Source organism: Micromonospora sp. NPDC048843, assembly GCF_040649965.1.
Lineage (GTDB): Bacteria > Actinomycetota > Actinomycetes > Mycobacteriales > Micromonosporaceae > Micromonospora > Micromonospora hortensis.
This window is the reverse complement of the sequence record NZ_JBEZGJ010000004.1, coordinates 13,309-33,188: the sequence shown is the minus strand read 5'-3', so window position 1 is coordinate 33,188 and position 19,880 is coordinate 13,309. Positions and strand designations below refer to the sequence as shown.

The following is a 19,880-nucleotide window of genomic DNA, read 5'->3' as shown; positions in this document are numbered from 1 at the left end:
GTTGGGGGGACGTGCCGGGGGGTTACCTACGGCGGGCGAGGATGATTGCCCGGCAAGGCGCCCGTCGTCGTAGAGATGGCCCGGCGATCCGGCAGGCGAAGGTCCGCCAAGGCGGCGCGCTGCCGGCGCTGCGATGCTCCCGTGCTGGCCGTTCCCAGCGCGGTTGCCCCCGCGCTGCGGCGATATCAGCCATTCCAACACGTCTGGGCCGGCTCTGGCAACATCGACGAGCATCAGCGTGGATTTGACCCGGCCACCGGCGCCTTCGTCGCGCACGCGTGCTCATCGCCGCACCGCCGCCGGTCTCCTCGAACGGATCCGCAGCGAGCGCAACCGGGATCGGATATGGTGCGTGACACCCGATTTGCCGCTTCCAAGGGGAAATATGAGTCGCTTGCCGTACGTGAACCCGGCCGAGGCCCCGGCGCCGGTCCGCGACGCTTTGCAGGCCGCGCTTCCCCTGAGCTTCTTCCGCGTCATGGCCCACGCCGAGACGGCGTTTCCGGACTGGATGCGCTGGGGCGGCACGCTGCTCAAGGACCTGGCCCTCGACCCACTGCTGCGCGAAATCGCGATCCTGCGAGTCGCCCAGCTGAGCGACGTGCCATACGAGTGGGCTCAGCACGAGTCCATCGCCCGCTCCGTCGGCGCCACGGACGAGATGATCCACGCGCTCGGGCGCGACGAGATCGGGGACGACTGTTTCACGTCGGACCAGCGGATCGTCCTGCGTTTCACCACCGACGTCGTCCGCGACGTCCGCCCGCCCGACGACACCACCACCGCACTGACCGGGCTGCTCTCCCCGCGCGAGGTGGTCGAACTCCTGATGGTGATCGGGCAGTACATGATGATCGCCCGGGTCGCCGCGGTAACGGACCTGGACGTCGACAAGCCGATGGGCGCCGCCGTCTACGGTGGGCGGGCCTGACTAATGTCATGAGTACCTGTGCACCCCGCATCGAACGTCGTGACTAAGTGCACTGGAGCCCACCACGTCCCGTCGATGAGACTCGACTCGACGCCGGAACAACAGCCGGCCGAGTTCGAGGGGCGGCGGGACGGTGGACGAACGCTACGACAGCTACTGCGCCGCGGATCGGCTGTTCTACGACTCGCTCGGCAGCGCCGTCGCGCAGCCCGTCTTTCCGGCCGCCGACCGGCCGACGCCGACCGGCTGGCGCCGCGAGCCGCTCGACGACTGGCTGATCTACGCGCCCGACGGCGGATCGCTGCCGCAGCAGGGCTGGAAGATTCATGTGTCGGCCGGCCTGGCGAACGCCGAGCGGGTGCTGGACGCGGTCTGGAACTACTGCGTCCCCCGCGGGCTGTCCTTCAAGTTCCTGCGCGGGCCGCGCACGCTGCTGCTGCGCAATTCCAAGTACGCCGCCCGGGCCGCCAGCGGCAAGTTCGTCACCGTCTATCCCCGTGACGACGCGGAGCTGGAGCTGGCCTGCAAGGAACTCGACGAACTGCTGACCGGCGAGACCGGGCCGTACATCCTCAGTGATCTGCGCTACGGCGCCGGCCCGGTCCACGTGCGCTACGGCGGCTTCGCCGCCCGCTACTGCCACTCGCCCGACGGCCAGGTGGTGCCGGCGATCGAGGACGACTCCGGCACGCTGGTGCCGGACCGCCGGGAGCCCGTCTTCCACGTACCTTCCTGGGTCACAGTGCCCGACTTCCTCGGCCCGCACCTGGCCGCCCGCAGCGGCACCAGCACTGACCAGGTGCCGTACCGGATCGAGCGGGTGATCCACTTCTCGAACGGCGGCGGGCTGTACGTGGGCAGGGACCTGCGTACCGACACCGCTGTGGTGCTGAAGGAGGCCCGACCGCACGCCGGCCTGGACGCCGACGGCACCGACGCCGTCGCCAGGCTGGCCCGCGAGGCGCAGGCCCTGCGGCAACTCGCCGACCTCCCGCAGGTGCCTCGGGTGCACGACGAGTTCGTCCTCGGCGAGCACCGGTTCCTCGCGCTCGAGTTCATCGAGGGCCGACCGCTGAACAAGGTCCTGGTCGACAGGTACCCCCTGATCGACGCCGACGCGACCGACGGCGACCGGGCGGCGTACGCCCGGTGGGCCCGCCAGATCTACGAGCAGGTCGAATCCGTCGTGGCGGCGATCCACGAGCGCGGCCTGGTCTACGGGGACCTGCACCTGTTCAACATCATGATCCGGCCGGACGACCGCGTCGCCCTCGTCGACTTCGAAGTGGCCGCCCCGATCGCCGGGCACCGCCGACCCGGGCTTCGAAACCAGGGCTTCGCGGCCCCGAGGGACCGCAGCGGGCCGGCTGTCGACCGGTACGCCCTGGCGTGCCTGCGGTTGGCGCTGTTCCTGCCACTGACCCAGCTGGTCCGGCTCGCCCCGGCGAAGGTGACTCACCTGGCCGACATCATCGCCGCGAACTTCCCCGTGCCGAGGTCCTTCCTCGATCCGGCGGTCGAGGAGATCACCGGCGAGCCGCGCGTCACCGCGGAACAGCGAGGGAATCTCGGCGCCGACGACTGGCGCACCAAGCGGGAACGGCTGACGACAGCGATCGTGGCCAGCGCCACCCCCGAGCGCGACGACCGGCTCTTTCCCGGTGACATCGAGCAGTTCCGCAGCGGCGGCCTCAACCTCGCCCACGGGGCGGCGGGAGTGCTGTACGCGCTCGACAAGAGCGGTGCCGGACGGTGGCCCGAGCACGAAGACTGGCTGGTGCGGCGGGCGACAGCGCCCCCGTCCGGCACCCGCTGCGGCTTCTACGACGGGCTGCACGGCGTCGCGTACGTTCTGGAACACCTCGGACGGCGGCAGGACGCGCTGGACGTTCTCGACATCTGCCAGCGGGAACCCTTGGACGGGCTCGACCACAGCCTGGCCAGCGGACTGTCCGGGATCGCGCTCAACCTGGCCGAGATGGCCGCGCGTACCGGGGAGGTGTCGCTGCACGACGCCGCGTGGCGGGCCGCCGAGCGTGTGATCGGGCAACTGGACGACGACGCGGGCCCGGACGTCAGCGGCGGACGTAACCCGTACGCCGGGCTGTTGCGGGGCCGGACCGGACCGGCGCTGATGCTGTTGCGGCTCTACGAGCTCAGCGGCGACGACGAGCTGTTGGGGCACGCCGCCACGGCGCTGCGTCAGGATCTGCGCCGGTGTGTGCTGCGCCCGGACGGTGCCCTGGAGGTCAATGAGGGCTGGCGCACCATGCCCTACCTGGCGCACGGCAGTGTCGGGATCGGGCTGGTCCTCGACCAGTACCTGCGCCACCGGGCGGACGACAGCTTCGCCGAGGCGAGCGCGGGGGTCCGCCGTGCGGCGCGCTCACCGTTCTACGCACAGTCCGGGCTCTTCGCCGGTCGGGCCGGCATCATCGCCTACCTCGCCGCCTCGACCGACGGCGCCGACCGCCGCGAACTTCGCGCGCAGGTGGATCGGCTGGCCTGGCACGCGCTGCCGTACCGGGACGGGATCGCATTCCCCGGTGAGCAGTTGCTGCGGCTCTCCATGGACTTCGGCACCGGCACCGCCGGGGTGCTGTACGTGCTGGCCAGCGCGCAGCACGACCAGCCGCCGGCACTGCCCTTCCTCGCGCCCCTGCCGGGCGCGGACAGACTCCCTCGCGACAGCGGGGGCGACCCGATCGGCGAACGGATGGAAGGGAGGTGAACGACATGGCACTTCTGGACCTCCAGGGCCTGGAGATGGCTCCGGCCGACCGCACCGGTGGCGGAAGCCGGGCGAGCCTGCTGCTCTGCGGCGACAGCTCGCTCTCCGTCACGACCTGCAACTGATCCACGCACACGTGGGGCCCTGGGTGGGCAGACGTGCCCACCCAGGGCAACCGCGTACCAACGGGAGGACCGATGCCGACGTTCGCCGTGGGGGACAGGCTGCTGCGGCAGACGGTCCTGGCGGGTGGCGGCTGGACGGCCGGACTGGCGGCGGTCGCGCTGCTCGGCGCGGCCGCCGAACTGTTGCTCCCCGCGGCCCTCGGCCGCGCCGTCGACGCCGCCCTCGATGGCGGCTCCGCCTGGTGGGCGGTGTCCGCCGGCGCCCTGGTCGTCGTCCTCATCTGCGTCGACACCCTGACGGACCTGGCCGGCGGTCTCGGCGCGGCGCGCGCCACCGCCGCACTGCGTCGGCGGCTACTGCGTCACCTGTTCGCCGTGGACGTTCGCGCCACCCGCCGGCACCCGGTGGGTGATCTCGTCGGCCGGTTGGTCGGCCAGGCCGCCGACGCGGGACAGGCCGGCAACGCGGTGGTCCTGACCATCGTGGCGGTGCTTCCGCCGCTCGGCAGCGTCGTCGCGCTCGCCATCATGGAACCGGTCCTCGGTCTCACACTGCTTGTCGGTCTCGGCCTGCTCGCCGTCCTCATGCGCGCCTTCGTGGCCGACGCCTCGGCCGCGACCGCCGGGTATCAGCGGGTGCTCGGCAGCATCGCCGGCCGACTCTTGGAGTCGCTGACGGGTGCCCGGACCGTCGCCGCCGCCGGCACCACCCGCCGCGAGGAGGACCGGGTGCTGGCGGCCCTACCGGAGCTGAACCGGCACGGCCGGCGCACCTGGGGGCTGCTGGCCCGGGCGAGTGCGCGCACCTCGGCAGTGGCGCCGCTGCTGAACCTGAGCGTCATCGCGGTCGGTGGGTACGCCCTGACCGCAGGCTGGCTCACACCTGGCGAACTGGTCGCGGCGGTCCGGTACGCGGCCATGGGCGCCGGCCTCGGTGCGGTGCTCGCCACCCTGAACCACCTGGTCCGCAGCCGCGCGGGAGCACACCGGGTCGCCGAGCTGCTGACGCAGCCCGCCACGTCGGCAGGCGATCGGCCTCTTCCACCCGGCGGCGGTGCCCTGCGACTGCGTGGGGTGTGCGTGCACGCCGACGACGGCCGCCCCATCCTGGACGGCGTCGACCTGGACGTGCCGACCGGCGCTACAGTGGCCGTCGTCGGAGCGTCCGGTGCCGGCAAGTCGACCCTGGCGGCCGTGGCGGGACGGCTGTACGACCCCGACCGTGGTGAGGTGCGACTGGACGGGGTGCCGCTGCGGGACCTCGACCCTGTGGCGCTGCGCCGGGCCGTCGGCTACGCCTTCGACCGGCCGGTGCTGATCGGCGCGACCGTCCACGACGCGATCGGCCTGGCGCTGCCGGTCGACTCGGCGCCACCGGCCGATCGGAGCCCGGCCACACAGGCGGTTCTGCGGGCGGCCCGGATGGCGGCGGTCGCCGACGTGATCGAGCGTCTGCCCGACGGTTACCGCACCCTGCTGGTGGACACACCGCTCTCCGGTGGCGAGACCCAACGCCTCGGCCTGGCCCGCGCGTTCGCCGCCGAACGACTGCTCATCCTGGACGACGCGACGTCCAGCCTCGACACAGCGACCGAACACCGGATCACCGAGGCGGTTCTCAGGCCCGCCGGGGGTCGTACCCGACTGGTGGTCACCCACCGGACCGCGGCGGCCGCGGCGGCCGACCTCGTCGCCTGGCTGGACGGCGGTCGGCTGCGTGGCCTGGCACCGCACCGGCAACTGTGGGTCGACCCGGACTACCGTGCCGTCTTCCAGCCGGCCGGCGGTGGGTCGTGAGCCGTCCCGGCGTGCGCCGGGTGACCTGGCGGGCGCTGCGGGCCCGTCGGCGGGAACTCGCCGGGCTCGCCGGCTGGTCGCTCGTCGAGTCGCTGCCCGCGCTGCTCGCCGGCTATCTGGTCGCGCGCGCCGTCGACGAGGGTTTTCTGGCCGGACGTCTGCTCGACGGCCTGGCCTGGCTGGGGGTCCTCGCCGTGGCCGTACTGGTCGGCGCGGCGGCCACCGGTCGGACGTACCGGAGCCTCGGCGCAGTGGTCGAGCCGTTCCGCGACGAGGTGGCCGCTCAGGTGATCCGGGGAGCGCTACGCGACGCCACCAGGGCGGGTGGCCGCCCGGACAGCGCTGCCGTGACCCGGCTGACCCACCAGATGGAGATCGTCCGCGACACCTTCGCCGGTCTGCTGATGGTGACCCGCGGTTTCCTCTTCTCCGCTGGCGCGGCAGTGCTCGGTCTGCTCGCCCTGGCGCCGGTGGTGGCGGCGCTGGCGGTCGCGCCGCTGGTCGCCGGTCTTGTCGTGTTTCTCGCCGCGCTGCCGGCGATGGTCACGCACCAACGCGCCTACGTCCGGGCCGGTGAGCAGCTCGGCCAGTCGGCGGCGACCGCGCTGGCCGGTCACCGCGACGTGCTGGCCTGCGGCGCACAGACACGCGTGACGGCGGAGGTGGCCCGCTGGGTGTCGGCGCAGGCCGCGGCCGAACGCATGCTCGCCCGGATGGCGGCGATCCGCAGCCTCAGCCTCGGCATCGGCGGCTGGCTGCCACTACTGGTGCTGATGGTGACCGCTCCGTGGCTGGTCGAGCGTGGTCTCACCGCCGGCGCGGTGCTGGGCGCGCTGATCTACGTCTCCACCGGGCTGCAACCCGCCCTGCACACACTGGTGCAGGGCCTCGGCGGCGGCGGGCTCCGCTACGCGGTCACCCTGGAGAACATCCTGCGCACCTACCCGGTCTCCGACGACCAGCGCCCGCCGGCCCTCCGGATAGCCCGCTGTCGACCACCCGTCGGTCCTGCCGATCGCCCGCCAGCCCTCGAGGTCCGGGGACTGACCTTCGGCTACGGCCCGCGCGCCCGGCCCGTCCTGCAGAACTTCTCGCTGACGCTGGCCGAGCGGGACCATCTCGCAGTGGTGGGCCCGAGCGGTGCGGGCAAGTCCACACTGGCCGCCCTGATGACCGGGCTGTTGCCGCCGCAGGCAGGCACCGTCCACCTGGCCGGCACGAGGGTCGCCGAGGTGGAGCCGGTGGTTCTCGCCCGGATGCGAGTGCTGGTGCCCCAGGAGGCGTACGTCTTCACCGGCAGTCTCGCCGACAACCTCCGCTACCTCCGGCCGGACGCTGACGACCACACGCTGGAGGTCGCCCTCGACACGCTCGGCGCGCGTCCCCTGGCGACCCGCCTGGGCGGCCTGGGCGCACCGGTCGCGCCGGCCCTGCTCTCCGCCGGCGAGCGGCAGCTCATCGCGGCGGTCCGGGCCTGGCTGGCACCCGCCCCGCTGGTGGTCCTCGACGAGGCGACCTGCCATCTGGACCCGGTGCTGGAAGCGACTGTGGAGGTCGCCTTCGCCCGGCGGCCCGGCACCCTCGTGGTGATCGCACACCGGATCAGTTCCGCGCTGCGGGCCCGGCGGGTGCTGGTTCTCGACGGCGACGAGCCCGCGGTGGGGACGCACGAACAGTTGATGGCCCACTCGACCACCTACCGGGTGCTCGTCGGCTGCTGGGACGACCCGGGGGTGCCGTCCCCGGTGGCCTCGGCACGGCGGGACTGAACCCCGCCCATCCGGGCCGACGGTGCCGATCAGATCCAGCCCGCCTCGCCAGCCATCCGCACGGCCTCCACCCGGGTACGCGCGCCCACCTTGCGGGCGATCCGACCGAGATGGTTGCGGACGGTGCCACGGGTGAGCCCGAGCGACACCGCCACCTCCACGACCGGCGCGCCGGCGGCCGTCAGCCTCAACACCTCCGTCTCGCGGCTGGTCAGTGGGCTGTCCGAGTGCAGTGCCGCGACGACGAGATCCGCGTCGAGCACTGGCTCCCGGCGGGCGAGCCGACGGATCCCGTCGATGACCCGCTGGGGGGCGGCGTCGCTGCGCAGGATGCCGACCGCCCTGGTCGGGCACAACATGCCTCGCAGCCGCCGGGCCCGATGCGGGTGGGTGAGCACCAGGACGGGGCACCGGCCGAGACGGTCGGGATGGACTCCCTCGACGAAGTCGAGGTCGGCCACCAGCACGTCGGGGCGTTGGGCGCGGACGGCAGCGGAGACCGCGTCTCCGCGATCCACCTCCGCCACGACACTGATGTCGTCCTCGGCGGCGAGGACGAACGACAGCGCGCCCAGCACCAGGGCACCGTCCAAGGCGAGCAGGGTACGGATCACGATGAACCTTCCCGCACTCCGACGACGATCACACAACGTCAACATTCAAACACGCATCCGGTGGGGCCGCACGGCGACGGGGGCGGGCCGGTCATCTCCACCGAGCCCGCCCCCGACGGTCACAGCCAGCCGTTACGTCGCGCGCGCGACACCGCCTCCAACCGGTTGCGGGCCCCGGTCTTGCGCAGGATCACCGACAGGTGATTGCGCACCGTTCCGTGTGCCAGGTAGAGGCGGACGGCGATCTCCTTCAGGGGCAGACCCTCGGCCGCCATCCGCAGCACGTCCATCTCCCGAGGCGTCAACGGCGTCTCCGGGGGACTCAGCACCGCGATCGCCGCGGCCGGGTCGATAGCCCGTTCCCCGGCCGCGAGCGCGCGGATCGCCCGCACCAACTCGGCCAGCGAGCTGTCCTTACCGACGAGGCCGCGTGCGCCGGCTGCCAGTGCCGCCTCCACCAACGCCGGGCTCCACCGAGGGCTCATCGCCAGCACTGCGGCGTGCGGCGCCTCGACGTCGACCCGGGCGACCACCTCCACCGGGTCGGGCAACTCCGGTGTCAGTGCCAGCACCACCACCTGCGGCCGGCACCGCCGAACCACAGTCAACAGTTCACCGACACCCTCGACGTCGGCGACCACCTCCATGTCCTCCTCGCTTGACAGCGCGGCGCAGAGCGCCCCGCGGAGCAAACCCATGTCCTCGGCGACGACAACGTGGATCACCACGTTTTCTCCGATCTCCGGTACGCGTCACGACGGCCACCGATCCCGGAACATCCACGGGTTGGTCAGGGCGGTCGTGCGCTACAGACGGGTGGGCGTCGGCCCGCCGCACCGTCGAGGCGGACGGGCGCGGGCACTGATCGACCGACCAGCGGGTGGAACAGGCAGGCCGCTCGGGCCAGCCACCGGGGTCGGTCGACCCGCCTCAGCCTGGGCGGGCGATCGCAGACGGGGTTCGGCTCTCGACCAGAAGTGGCACGAGATCGCAGCGTGGCCCGGCGCCGAGGTGCGACTGCCGGTCCAGCGGTCGGACCAGCCCTGACCCGGGGGTCGGTCCATTGTCGACGCGAACGGCGTCCTGGTCGGTGGGTGCGACGGGCTGGACAGGAAGCACACCCCGCGCGGCCACCGGTACCGGGCGTGCGGCGAAATGCCCCGCCGGGGCTGCGGCACGCGCGGGGCCGTCGGCGGAATCCGGCGGTGGCGCGGCCCGGGTCGGCGGTGCCGTGACGCGTACTGATGCCACTGCCGGAACCGCCGGTGACGTCGGAGCTGTCAGTACGGGCGCCGGCTGGGTCACCGGCGGGACGGCCGGCCCGAGCACCGGGGGAACGGGCAGTGCGGGTGTCGCCGCCGGAACGATCACCGGGCCGGGAACCGGCGGCAGAACGGCATCGACGACACGGAGGAGCGCCATGACGACGGGCCTGATCGGCACCGTGCGCACGATGTCGACGACGTACGGTAGGGGAGCGGTGACCAAGCCGACCACTGGCGGACCGGGCGGCGTACGCACCGCCGACGGATCGGGGCTGGCGGTGGTCGGCCGTCGCGGCGGATCGGCGGCCGGCCGCGACAGGTCCACCCGGTGAGCCGAACGATGAGCGGCGCGGGTCACGGAGGCCGGTCGGAGTCTTTCGCGCTCCGCCGCGCCGGCTGGGACGGATGCGCCGAGCCTCGACGCACCCGCCGGTCGTCGGGTCTCCGTCGAGGGGGGATCCTCGCGGGGGGCGGCCACCGAGTCGGTGGGTACTGCCAGCGGGGCACGGGGCCGGTCATGAGGGCGGTCGTCGGCAGCCGCCGCTCGCTGACGGTCCTGGCTGGGGCGCTCGGCGACAGTGAGCCGCGCGACCGACTCGACCAGACCGCCGATCCTCCGATGAGGCTCGTCACCGGACCCGCTGCGCACCCCGTCGGCGGCGGCCGGCCCCTGCAACAGGGCGGCCATGACGAAACCGGCCCCGACGGCGGCCGAGATCAGCGCCAACCAACGGGCGAGCCTGCGCAGCCGTCCGGCCGCAAGCGGCGCGGACCGGTCCGGCGCAGACGCCGACGCGGTTCCGCTGACGGGACTTCGCACGCGGGCACGACCCCTTCCCTCTGGGTTGCTGACCCATAGTAGCGATGCGCTCACGTAGCCGCATCCGGTGGATGCGCGCTCGTCGGCAGCACTACGTCTGATCTGCCAGCCGGGCGTCCCGCTGCCCGGCTGGTCGCTGATGGCGAACGTCCCGGACCGGGGAGGGGCCGCCTACGCGGGTGGCGGCGCGGTCGTCCCTCGGATCCGCAGCGACGGGCTGATGACGACCCGGTGGGTGGGGCGGTCGGGGTCGGCGAGCCGGTCGGCGACGAGACGCACGGCGGCTCGTCCGATCGAGCGTCGAGGCGGTCGGACCGCGGTCAGCGGCGGGCTGAAGAGCCCGGCGACCTCGTCGTCGTACGCCACTATGGAGAGGTCGCCGGGAACGGACAGGTGCCGCTCCTCGCAGTGCTGCACCAGCGCGATCGCCTCGGCGTCGGCGTGCACGAGCAGCGCCGTCGTCCCGGTCGCCTGGCACTGGTCGAGGATGCCGTTGAGCACTGTGTCTCGCTCGGGTGATCGTGCGTCGGGTACCACAGCCACCACCGTCGCGTCCGAGTCGAGGCCGCACTCGGTAGTGGCGTCGCGCCAGCCGCGCCGTACGTGCTGACTGGTGGGGCTGTTGGCGTCGAGCACCAGGCCGACCTTGCGGTGGCCGAGCGAGGTGAGATGGCGTACCGCCATGGCCGCACCGAGCGCGTGGTCGGTGACCACCGACTCCATGACAGCGTGGTGGCTGCCTACAGTAGCGGTGCGTTCCAGCAGGACGACCGGGACGCCGACCTCGTCGAGCCACTCGATGGTGCGCTCGGCGGTCGGTGTGTCCATGCTCGGCGCGATGATCAGGGCGTCGACGTCCATCCGCCCCACCATGCGGGCCAGTTGCGGCTGGTCGTCCTCACTGTCGTAGGAGGAGCCGCGCAACACCACACGCATGTCCAGCTCACGGGCGGCCCCCTCGACGCCGCGAGCCACGTCCGGCCAGTAGTAGTCAAGGGAGGGCACGAGCATGCCGAGGGCGCGCCCGACCAGCGGGTCCCGACCAGCGGCAGGTGGCTCATCGGCTGCCGGGACGTCGTCCGGCAGGAGCAGGGCGACCCCGCCGTGGACCCGGCGGACCAACCCTTCGGCGGCGAGCTCCGCGATGTCGCGCCGGATGGTGACCGGCGCGGCACCAAGCGCGTGGGACAGGTCAGAGATGCGCATCGAGCCGTCGCGTTGCAGGGCCGCCAACAGCTGCTGTCGGCGGGCGACCTGGAGCGGCCCTCGGGGGGCCTCCGTCGTGGTGACGACGGGGCTGTCCTTGGTCATGGGTGACCTCCGAGGAGCGCTTTGTGCGGCGAGAGCTCTTGCATGGTGCGGACGACCTCGCCGGCCGGGCCGAACGCGGTGACGTCGATCGCGAGCCGGATCGGCTGATCTCCCCACCCGACGAAGAGCATAGGAGTCGTGCTCCGCCGGGCCGGTCATGACTCCTCTGGCGGTGGAGCGGCTATGAACGATTGTGATCGTATCAGAGCGTTTGGCGTTTCACGGCGGTGTTGTGCGCTCCCTTGATCGGGTGTGCTCATATCGGTTTGGGAACGGCATTGACTTGCTCCTTTGTGAGCGTTTTACTTCGGAAACCCTGCGGATGCCTGCACGTCACATTCATGGGCAACGCCCCGCTCGCCACAGTCGACGGAGACGGATTGATGCGACAGGACCACGGATGACGTTCGGGACGACCGGCCAGGCACCGGCGACGGACTCGGCTGTCGCTGCCGCCGCGACCTGGAGCCGGGATGACTGGTTGGCCCTCGCCGACCGGATGCTCGCCGCCGCCCGACCGTTCGCGTCGTCCGGACACGCCCTCGTCACCTTCCCCGGGCCGGAGGGCGGTTACGGGCGGGCCGTCGACGGACTGGAGGGTTTCGCCCGCACTTTTCTACTGGCTGGGTTCCGCATCGCGGGCGCTGGGGGAGTGGGCGTGGACCAGCTCGTGGACCGGTACACGGCAGGCATCACCGCTGGCACCGACCCGAGCTCTCCAGACCGTTGGGTGCGCTTGGACGAGCACCCCCAGGCGAAGGTGGAGGCCGCCTCCATCGCATTGGTCCTGGACATGACCCGCCCGTGGATCTGGGACCGACTGCCGTCCGTGGTGCGTGAGCGGGTAGTGGACTATCTGCGCCCGGCGGTCGGTGACGACACGTACCCACGGATCAACTGGGTCTGGTTCCGGCTGGTCGTCCAGACGTTCCTGCGTTCGGTGGGCGGGCCGCATTCGCTCGACGAGATGACCGAGGACCTGCGCACGCACGACGGCTTCGCCCGCGGGGACGGCTGGATGTCCGACGGGCCCGACCGCGCCTACGACCACTACGTGGGCTGGGCCCTGCACCTCTACCCGACGCTGTGGGCCCGGATGGCCGGTGCCGCGGACCTCGCCGAGCAGCGCCGCGAACGGGACGTCGCCGGCCTCGACCGGTTCCTGAGCGACGCGGTCGCGCTGGTGGGCGCCGACGGATCGCCGTTGATCCAGGGGCGGAGCCTGACCTACCGCTTCGCCGCGGCGGCGCCGTTCTGGGTTGGCGCCATCGCAGGCGTGCCCTCGGTCAGCCTCGGCCGGTTGCGCGGCGCGGCCACCCGCATCGTGCGTCACTTCGTCGCCAACGGCGCCCTTGACGAACGAGGCCTACTCACCCTCGGCTGGCACGGGCCGTGGCCGCGACTCGCGCAGTCGTACTCCGGGCCGGGCTCGCCGTACTGGGCCAGCAAGGGCCTGCTCGGCATCGCGCTGCCCGCCGACCATCCAGTGTGGATGGCCTGCGAGGAGCCGCTGCCTGTCGAGGAGCGGGACACGCTGCGGGCGGTGCAGGCACCCGGCTGGCTGATCTCTGGCACCCGTGCCGATGGCATCGTCCGCGTCGTCAACCACGGAACCGACCACGCCGTCGAGGGTGCCACCGTCTCAGATTCCCCGCTCTACGCCCGACTGGGCTACTCCACCGCCACCACCCCGGTCCTCGACGACAACGGCTGGGCCGCTCCGCTCGACCAGTCCGTCACTCTCGTCGACGACGCGGGCCGGGTCACCCACCGCGCCGGCATGCGCCTGCTGACCGTTCACGTCGACACCGACGGCGTGGGTGTGGCCGGGTCACGTGCTCTCGCCCACTTCCTCGACCCGGATCCCGGTCAGCGCGATCACGGCGGTGGCCGCGCCGGCCGGTCCCGACCGGCCGGGCACCTCACCGTGTACTCGCTGGTCCGCGGCCCCTGGGAACTACGTCTGACCCGCGTCGACGGCCTCGCCGACGGCGTCGAGGCGGCTGCGCTGAGGCTACGGATCGGCGGCTGGGCCATCGCCGGGGATGCGACGGCGACCGCCGGCGGCGGTGTGGCGGTCGTGACCGGGGTCGACCTGACCAGCCGGCTCGAGAGCGTTCACGGCGGCGGCACGGCCGCCGTCACCGCCGTTGCGCACGGCGGGCCCCTGGCCGGCGGGCTGGTCGTGCCATGGCTGGACCACCCCGTCCGGCCGGGCGCATGGGTCGCCACCTTCACCGAACTGTCCAGGGTGCCGGTGGCCACGGCCGGGCAGACATGCCGGGCCGTGGTCGACGAGGACAGCCACGGCCTCCACCTGGCGGTCGACTGGCCCGACGGGATCAGCACGTCGACCCGTCTGGACACGGAGCATGCCAGGCCCACCCAGGCGTCCTGGTAGCAGTGCGGGCCCGTCCGGGCCCTTTGACCTAAGGAGAGAGGGATGAAGCGTGCGATACCGGCCGTCATCAGCGCTGCGATGGCCCTGACGCTTGTTCTTACCGGTTGCGGCGGCGGAGACGAGCCAGTCGACCCAAATGCCCCGGTGACGATCAGCCTGGCTGGCTGGAGCCTGTCGTCCACGCCGGAGTTCAAGGCGCTCGCCGACGGCTTCAAGGCGACCCACCCGAACGTGACTGTGGAGCTCAAGGAGTACGCCCCAGGCAACGACTACGACACCCAGATGATCACGGACCTGGCCGCCGGCACCGCCCCGGACGTCTACGTCATGAAGAACCTCAAGAACTTCTACACGTACCAGAGCGGTGGTCAGCTGCTCGACGTCTCGGACGCCACCTCCAGTCTCGGCTCGAGCCCGGCGCTCGCGTCGTACCAGGTGGATGGCAAGTCGTACGCGGTGCCGTACCGGCAGGACTCGTGGGTGCTGTTCTACAACAAGGACCTGTTCGCGAAGGCGAAGGTGGCGCCGCCGGACGGCAGTTGGACCTGGGACGACTACACCGACGCGACGAAGCGACTGCACACCGGGCTGAAGGGGGCCGGTTCGAAGGCGACCGGCGCGTACCAGCACACCTTCCAGTCGACAGTGCAGGGATTCGCGCTCGCCCAGACCCCCAACGCGGACCTGCTCTCCGGGGACTACGGCTACCTGAAGCCGTACTACGAGCGGTCACTTGACCTGCAGGCGGCGGGCGCGCAGCCAACCTTCGGCACCGCGAAGACCAACAAGCTCACCTATCAGGCGCAGTTCGGCAAGCAGCAGTCGGCGATGCTGCTGATGGGCACCTGGTACGTGGCCACGCTGCTCAACCAACGACAGAGCGGTGACGCCGACAAGTTCCAGTGGGGCATGGCGCCGGCGCCGCAGTTCGACAAGTCCACCACCGGCACCTCCGCCACGCCTGTCACCTTCGGTGATCCGACCGGCCTGGGGATCAACCCGAAGATCAGCAAGTCCAAGACCGCCGCGGCCAAGGACTTTCTCAAGTACGCGGCCGGCCCGGAGGCCGGCAAGGCGCTGGCCGGGATCGGCATCACCCCGGCCCAGGTCACCGACGCGGTCACCGCGACGCTGTTCGGGCTGGACGGCGTACCGCAGGACGACCTGTCGAAGTTCGCCTACTCCAAGCACACCATCAAGCCGGAGAACCCCGTGTCGAAGCACACCGCCGGCCTGCAGAACCTCCTCAACGAGACGCACTCGGCGATCCTCTCCGACAGCAAGGGCGTCGACGCGGAGCTGAGCAAGGCGCGGGACCGCGCCAAGAACGAAGTCCTCAACCAGTGAGCCGATGGCGGGCCCGGCGCGCCTGCGCCGCACGCCGGTCCCGCCCCCAGGCCGAACGCTTCCGGAGACTCCCTATGGCAACCCTGCCGCGCACGAGACCCAGGAACCGGCGGCTGGTGTCGCGCAACACGGTCGCCGGCTGGTCGTTCATCCTTCCCAACTTCATCGGCTTCGCCGTGCTCACCCTGCTACCCGTCGTCGTGCTGTTCTACGTGGCCTTCACGAACTGGAACGTCTTCGGGGTGGCCGAGTGGACCGGCACCGCCAACTTCCGGCGGATGTGGGATGACTCGAGCTTCTGGACCGCACTGCGCAACACCGTCTACTACGCCGTCTTCCACATTCCGCTGACCCTCGCGGCAGCACTCGGGCTGGCGCTGCTGCTCAACCGCAAACTGCGCGGCGTGCGGTTCTTCCGTACCATCGCCTTCTTCCCCTACATCACCTCGATCGTGGCGATCGCGGTCGTCTGGAACCAGCTGTTCAGCCCTGAGTACGGCCCGATCAACGCTCTTCTCGGTGCCGTCGGGGTGGACAATCCGCCGGGCTGGACCGCGTCGGCGACCTGGTCGATGCCGGCGGTCATCATCGTCGGCACCTGGCGGTACATGGGCTACTACATGCTGCTGTTCCTGGCCGGCCTGCAGACCATCCCGGCCCAGCTCTACGAGGCGGCCGAGACCGACGGCGCCTCACCGTGGCAGCGGTTCGTGCACGTGACCCTCCCCGGGTTACGAACCACTACCTTCTTCGTCACGGTGCTGCTCACCATCGAAAGCTTCAAGGTCTTCGACCTCATCCTCGTGATGACCGGCGGCGGACCGGGCCAGTCGACACTCGTGCTCTCGCAGTACATCTACCAGAAGGGCTTCGAGGAGAACCAGTTCGGCTACGCCTCGGCGGTCTCCATCGTCCTGTTCGCCATCTGCTTCGGCATCACGGTCATCCAGTTCATGGTCAACAAGCGGAGGAACAGCTGATGACCGCTACCGACCTCTCCCTGCCCACCCCGGCCGTCGCCGCGCCCGGCAATCGCCGCGCGCCCCGCCGGCCGGTCCGGTCCCTGGGCGGGCGGCTCCTCGGGTACGCCGCTCTCGTGCTCGCGGCGGCCGGGCTGCTGCTGCCGTTCTTCTGGATGGTGGTGGCGTCGTTGAAGACCAACAACGACGTCTTCACCATCCCGATCACCTGGCTCCCCGATCCCGTGGTGTGGCGGAACTACCTCGACATCTGGCAGCGCTCGGACATGACGACGTGGCTGTGGAACACCCTGCTGCTGTCGGTGATGGTCACCTTCCTGCAGGTGTTCACCGGCAGCTTCGCGGCCTACGGCTTCGCCCGCGTCCGCTTCCCCGGCCGCAACCTGCTCTTCCTGGCGTACGTCGGGACGATCGCGGTGCCCTGGCAGTCGTACATGATCCCGCAGTTCATCCTCATGTCGAAGCTGCACCTGTCGAACACGCTGTGGTCGATCGTCGCGATACAGGCGTTCGGCGCGATCGGCGTGTTCCTGATGAAGCAGTTCTACGAGACGATCCCCGAGGAGCTCAGCGAAGCGGCGCGGGTCGACGGGCTCAGCGAATACGGCATCTACCGACGGATCATCCTGCCGTTGTCCCGGCCGGCGCTGGCCAGTCTGGCCCTGCTGATGTTCACGACCACCTGGAACGACTACCTCGGCCCGCTCGTCTACCTGCGCAGTCCGGAGCTGCGCACCATCCAGCTGGGGCTGAACACCTTCATCTCCCAGTACAACGCCGAGTACGCGCTGATCATGACGGGCTCGGTGCTGTCAGTGCTGCCCGTCGCTGTCATCTTCCTGCTCGGCCAGCGCTACTTCATCGAGGGCGTCGCCTCGACCGGACTGAAGGGCTGACCGATGATGCCGCGTCCGCGCCACGACACCATCACCGCCGTCTTCGACGGGATCTACGCCGCGCTCGCCACCAACCTGCTGCTGCTGCTCGGTTGCCTGCCACTGGTGACGCTCGCGTTCACCACCGACGCGGCGCGCTCGTGGCCGCTGTACGCGCTGACCGCTCCGCTCTGCGCGCCAGGGCTCTGTGCGGCCTTCGCTGTCATGTCCGCCTACTCGGCAGGCGACACCGGCGGCGTGCTGCGCACCTACTGCCGCGCCTGGCGAGCCACCGCCCGACCGGCGATGCTCTGGACGGCGGCGGCCATGACTGCCCTGGTAGTGCTCGCCGTCGACGCCCGCGTCGCGTGGGGCCACCGGGTTGGAGCGCTCGCCCTGCCGGTGCTGGCGACCCTGATCGTCCTCACCGTCGCTACCACGCTGCTCGGGCTGGTGACCCTCGCCGACCGACCCACAGCGCGGCTGCGTGAGGTGGCCCGCGCCTGCGTGTACCTGGCGGTGCGCCGCTGGTACCTCAGCGCCGTGTCTCTGCTCGTCCTCGTGCTGCTCGCCCAGATCCTGGCGGCCCGTCCCGCGATCGCGCTCGGCCTCGCCGCGGCGCCACTGCTCTACTTCGTCTGGGCAAACAGCCGCTTCACACTGCGCGCCGCCCTCGACCCACCGACGACCGCACCCCAGACCACCTGAGCATCAGGTTCCGGCCATCGAGCCGGGACGCCGACGACACACCTGCCCGGCACCGGACCGGACCCACGAGGGAGAACAGCATCCATGACGGCGACCGACGTCCGTCCCAGCTCCGACGCAGAGGCCACGGCGGCCGCGGTGGCCGCCGCGATACGTACCGTTGACGCGAACATCGCCACCTTCGGCGACCGGTACCCGGCGGACACCACCGACGCCAACCGCTACCCGCTCCGGCCAGCGAGCGGTGGCCAGCCCGAGGGCGCCAACGTCGGCTGGACCACCAGCTTCTGGCCCGGCATGCTCTGGCTCGCACATGACCTGACCGGCGACGAGCGCCACCTGCGGGCCGCGCTCTCCCACGTGGACAGCTTCGCGGCCCGGGTGACCGACGGCATCGACCTCGACACCCACGACCTCGGTTTCCTCTACACCCTCGCCTGCGTCACCCCGGCCCGCCGTACCGGCGACCCACAGGCCCGAGAGGCGGCCCTCGCCGCCGCCGACCACCTGATGACGCGCGTCCTCGAACCAGCCGGAATCATCCAGGCCTGGGGCGACCTGAACGACCCCCGCCAACGCGGGCGCACGATCATCGACAGCCTCATGAACACGCCGCTGCTCTTCTGGGCCAGCCAGACCACCGGCGACGACCGCTACGCCGCAGCGGCCCGCCGGCACACCGCTCAGCTGCGCCAGCACATCCTGCGTCCGGACGGAACCACCTTCCACACCTTCTACTGGGACCCGGCCAGCGGCGCGCCACTACGCGGCGAAACCGAACAGGGCCACTCCGACCACTCCTGCTGGGCGCGTGGGCAGGCATGGGGCATCTACGGGTTCAGCCTCAACCACCGGCACATCGGCGACCCCGCGCTGCTCGCCGCCGCGAGGACCTGCGCCGACCGCTTCCTCGCCCACCTGCCGGACGACCACGTCGCGTACTGGGATCTGGAGTTCGGCGACGGCAGCGGACAGGAGCGGGACAGCTCGGCAGCGGCCATCGCCGCCTGCGGCCTTGTCGAACTGGCGGACGGCCTCACCGACGACACGGCCAGCGCCGACCGGTACCGGAAAGCCGCCGCCGAGATCCTGCGTTCGCTCATCGGCCACTACTCCACCGACGGTCATCCGTTCTCGAACGCGCTGATCCTGCACGGCGTCTACGACAAACCCAAGAGCGTCGGCGTCGACGAGGGAACCCTGTGGGGCGACTACTTCTACCTGGAAGCCCTCACCCGCGCCACCATCCCGGGCTGGACCAGCCCCTGGTGACCACCGCGCCCCGACCCGCCCCGCCCCGCATTCCGAAAGGTGACCATGGACTACCGCTACCACTGCTCCATTCCCGCCGTCGACGGCCGGAACACGCTGCCCTTCAATCCCTGCCGGCTGCTGGACTTCACGCTGCTGCGGCTGTCGGCCGGCGAGTCCTGGACCGGCGAGTCCGGTGACCGGGAGATCCTGGCCGTCATCCTCGGTGGCACTGCCAGCTTCACTGTCGCCGGCCGCCACTTCCCGCAGGTCGGCCAGCGTCCGGACGTCTTCTCCGGCAAGCCGCACTCCGTCTACATCCCGGCCGGCTCGGCGGTGACAGTCGAGGCGGTCACCGCCGTGGAGATAGCCCTACCCAGCGCGCCCAGCGAACTGGCCACGGACCCCTATGTCATCGCACCGGAGCAGGTCGTTACCGGCCGCTGGGGAGCGGCCAACTTTGGCCGTACCTACCACCAGATCCTCACCGAAATCTCCCAGCCGGAGTTGCCCGCCCGCCGGCTCATCGTCGGCGAGACCTACACGCCCTCGGGCAACTGGAGCACCTACCCGCCGCACCGGCACAAGGTCGACGACCTGCCCGCCGAGGCCGCACACGAGGAGATGTACTACTACCGCGTCAACCCGGCGAACGGGTTCGGCATCAGCCGGGTCTACACCGACGACGGGTACGAGGAGAACGTCACCATCCGCGATCACGTCATGCAGATGATGCCCGAGGGGTACCACACAGTCGTCAGCGCGCCCGGCTACACCACCTATTTCCTGTGGTTCCTGGCCGGCACGCAACGCACCCAGGGCGCTCGCGAGGACGCCGACCTCGCCTGGGTGGGCCAGACCGTACCGACCCTGCGGAGCCTGGGCCTGTAATCACGTCGGTCGGACCCATCGCAACGAGGTAGCGGACAGACCCTCCGTGGCCCTATTCTACTAG

General features: G+C 71.1%; 16 protein-coding genes. 13 read left to right on the top strand and 3 right to left on the bottom strand.

Features of this window, described 5'->3' with window-relative positions; all coding sequences use genetic code 11:
• Positions 1 to 385 precede the first annotated feature (385 nt).
• From AB0C20_RS01850 to AB0C20_RS01830, 5 genes are all read left to right on the top strand, one after another.
• Positions 386 to 931: a carboxymuconolactone decarboxylase family protein gene (locus tag AB0C20_RS01850; protein ID WP_357177492.1), complete on the top strand. Its 546-nt coding sequence runs from the start codon at positions 386 to 388 to the stop codon at positions 929 to 931.
• 133 nt (positions 932 to 1,064) lie between these two features.
• Positions 1,065 to 3,662 carry a class III lanthionine synthetase LanKC gene (gene lanKC / locus AB0C20_RS01845; RefSeq protein ID WP_357177490.1) on the top strand — a complete coding sequence of 866 codons (2,598 nt, stop codon included), beginning with the start codon at positions 1,065 to 1,067 and terminating at the stop codon, positions 3,660 to 3,662.
• A gap of 5 nt (positions 3,663 to 3,667) precedes the next feature.
• Positions 3,668 to 3,787, top strand: coding sequence for a SapB/AmfS family lanthipeptide (locus AB0C20_RS01840; protein ID WP_013734295.1), 120 nt, complete (start codon positions 3,668 to 3,670; stop codon positions 3,785 to 3,787).
• Between the two features lie 72 nt (positions 3,788 to 3,859).
• Positions 3,860 to 5,584, top strand: a complete 1,725-nt coding sequence (locus tag AB0C20_RS01835; protein ID WP_357177488.1) for an ABC transporter ATP-binding protein — start codon at positions 3,860 to 3,862, stop codon at positions 5,582 to 5,584.
• A complete protein-coding gene (locus tag AB0C20_RS01830) occupies positions 5,581 to 7,353 on the top strand; it encodes an ABC transporter ATP-binding protein (protein WP_357177486.1) in 1,773 nt (590 codons plus the stop codon). Before AB0C20_RS01835 ends, AB0C20_RS01830 begins: the two co-directional genes overlap by 4 nt.
• A 29-nt stretch (positions 7,354 to 7,382) precedes the next feature.
• Here the strand turns inward: AB0C20_RS01830 and AB0C20_RS01825 are convergent, their stop codons facing one another.
• Both AB0C20_RS01825 and AB0C20_RS01820 read right to left on the bottom strand, forming a co-directional pair.
• Positions 7,383 to 7,967 carry a response regulator transcription factor gene (locus tag AB0C20_RS01825; RefSeq protein WP_357177484.1) on the bottom strand — a complete coding sequence of 195 codons (585 nt, stop codon included), beginning with the start codon at positions 7,965 to 7,967 and terminating at the stop codon, positions 7,383 to 7,385.
• Positions 7,968 to 8,086: 119 nt separating this feature from the next.
• Positions 8,087 to 8,695, bottom strand: a complete 609-nt coding sequence (locus AB0C20_RS01820) for a response regulator transcription factor (protein ID WP_357177482.1) — start codon at positions 8,693 to 8,695, stop codon at positions 8,087 to 8,089.
• Between the two features lie 692 nt (positions 8,696 to 9,387).
• Here AB0C20_RS01820 and AB0C20_RS01815 point away from each other — a divergent pair.
• The gene (locus tag AB0C20_RS01815; RefSeq protein WP_357177480.1) at positions 9,388 to 9,564 is read left to right on the top strand and encodes a hypothetical protein; all 177 of its coding nucleotides are present in this window, start codon (positions 9,388 to 9,390) and stop codon (positions 9,562 to 9,564) included.
• Between the two features lie 659 nt (positions 9,565 to 10,223).
• Here the strand turns inward: AB0C20_RS01815 and AB0C20_RS01810 are convergent.
• Positions 10,224 to 11,363: a substrate-binding domain-containing protein gene (locus AB0C20_RS01810; RefSeq protein ID WP_357567004.1), complete on the bottom strand. Its 1,140-nt coding sequence runs from the start codon at positions 11,361 to 11,363 to the stop codon at positions 10,224 to 10,226.
• Between the two features lie 400 nt (positions 11,364 to 11,763).
• Between AB0C20_RS01810 and AB0C20_RS01805 the strand changes: the two genes are divergently transcribed.
• The 7 genes from AB0C20_RS01805 to iolB all read left to right on the top strand — a co-directional run bounded on the left by AB0C20_RS01805 (position 11,764) and on the right by iolB (position 19,816).
• Positions 11,764 to 13,764 (top strand): DUF2264 domain-containing protein, encoded by a 2,001-nt coding sequence (locus tag AB0C20_RS01805; RefSeq protein ID WP_357567002.1) that lies wholly within the window; start codon positions 11,764 to 11,766, stop codon positions 13,762 to 13,764.
• A gap of 144 nt (positions 13,765 to 13,908) precedes the next feature.
• Positions 13,909 to 15,111, top strand: coding sequence for an extracellular solute-binding protein (locus AB0C20_RS01800; protein ID WP_357567000.1), 1,203 nt, complete (start codon positions 13,909 to 13,911; stop codon positions 15,109 to 15,111).
• A 116-nt stretch (positions 15,112 to 15,227) separates the two neighbouring features.
• On the top strand, positions 15,228 to 16,091 hold the full coding sequence (locus AB0C20_RS01795) for a sugar ABC transporter permease (protein ID WP_357177472.1): 864 nt from the start codon (positions 15,228 to 15,230) through the stop codon (positions 16,089 to 16,091).
• On the top strand, positions 16,091 to 16,987 hold the full coding sequence (locus AB0C20_RS01790; protein ID WP_357177470.1) for a carbohydrate ABC transporter permease: 897 nt from the start codon (positions 16,091 to 16,093) through the stop codon (positions 16,985 to 16,987). The genes AB0C20_RS01795 and AB0C20_RS01790 overlap by 1 nt, the downstream gene beginning before the upstream one ends.
• A gap of 3 nt (positions 16,988 to 16,990) precedes the next feature.
• Positions 16,991 to 17,674: a hypothetical protein gene (locus AB0C20_RS01785; RefSeq protein ID WP_357566999.1), complete on the top strand. Its 684-nt coding sequence runs from the start codon at positions 16,991 to 16,993 to the stop codon at positions 17,672 to 17,674.
• A gap of 84 nt (positions 17,675 to 17,758) precedes the next feature.
• Complete coding sequence (locus AB0C20_RS01780) at positions 17,759 to 18,946, top strand: glycoside hydrolase family 88 protein (protein ID WP_357177466.1); 1,188 nt, start codon at positions 17,759 to 17,761, stop codon at positions 18,944 to 18,946.
• Between the two features lie 45 nt (positions 18,947 to 18,991).
• Positions 18,992 to 19,816, top strand: coding sequence for a 5-deoxy-glucuronate isomerase (gene iolB, locus AB0C20_RS01775; RefSeq protein WP_357177464.1), 825 nt, complete (start codon positions 18,992 to 18,994; stop codon positions 19,814 to 19,816).
• Positions 19,817 to 19,880 lie beyond the last annotated feature (64 nt).

Bases quoted from the DNA above. Each gene is read 5' to 3' on its own strand.
- iolB (WP_357177464.1), top strand. From the start codon at position 18,992: ATGGACTACCGCTACCACTGCTCCATTCCCGCCGTCGACGGCCGGAAC.
- AB0C20_RS01850 (WP_357177492.1), top strand. From the start codon at position 386: ATGAGTCGCTTGCCGTACGTGAACCCGGCCGAGGCCCCGGCGCCGGTC.
- AB0C20_RS01780 (WP_357177466.1), top strand. From the start codon at position 17,759: ATGACGGCGACCGACGTCCGTCCCAGCTCCGACGCAGAGGCCACGGCG.
- AB0C20_RS01785 (WP_357566999.1), top strand. From the start codon at position 16,991: ATGATGCCGCGTCCGCGCCACGACACCATCACCGCCGTCTTCGACGGG.
- AB0C20_RS01835 (WP_357177488.1), top strand. From the start codon at position 3,860: ATGCCGACGTTCGCCGTGGGGGACAGGCTGCTGCGGCAGACGGTCCTG.
- AB0C20_RS01815 (WP_357177480.1), top strand. From the start codon at position 9,388: ATGACGACGGGCCTGATCGGCACCGTGCGCACGATGTCGACGACGTAC.
- AB0C20_RS01840 (WP_013734295.1), top strand. From the start codon at position 3,668: ATGGCACTTCTGGACCTCCAGGGCCTGGAGATGGCTCCGGCCGACCGC.
- AB0C20_RS01790 (WP_357177470.1), top strand. From the start codon at position 16,091: ATGACCGCTACCGACCTCTCCCTGCCCACCCCGGCCGTCGCCGCGCCC.
- AB0C20_RS01810 (WP_357567004.1), bottom strand. From the start codon at position 11,363: ATGACCAAGGACAGCCCCGTCGTCACCACGACGGAGGCCCCCCGAGGG.
- AB0C20_RS01805 (WP_357567002.1), top strand. From the start codon at position 11,764: ATGACGTTCGGGACGACCGGCCAGGCACCGGCGACGGACTCGGCTGTC.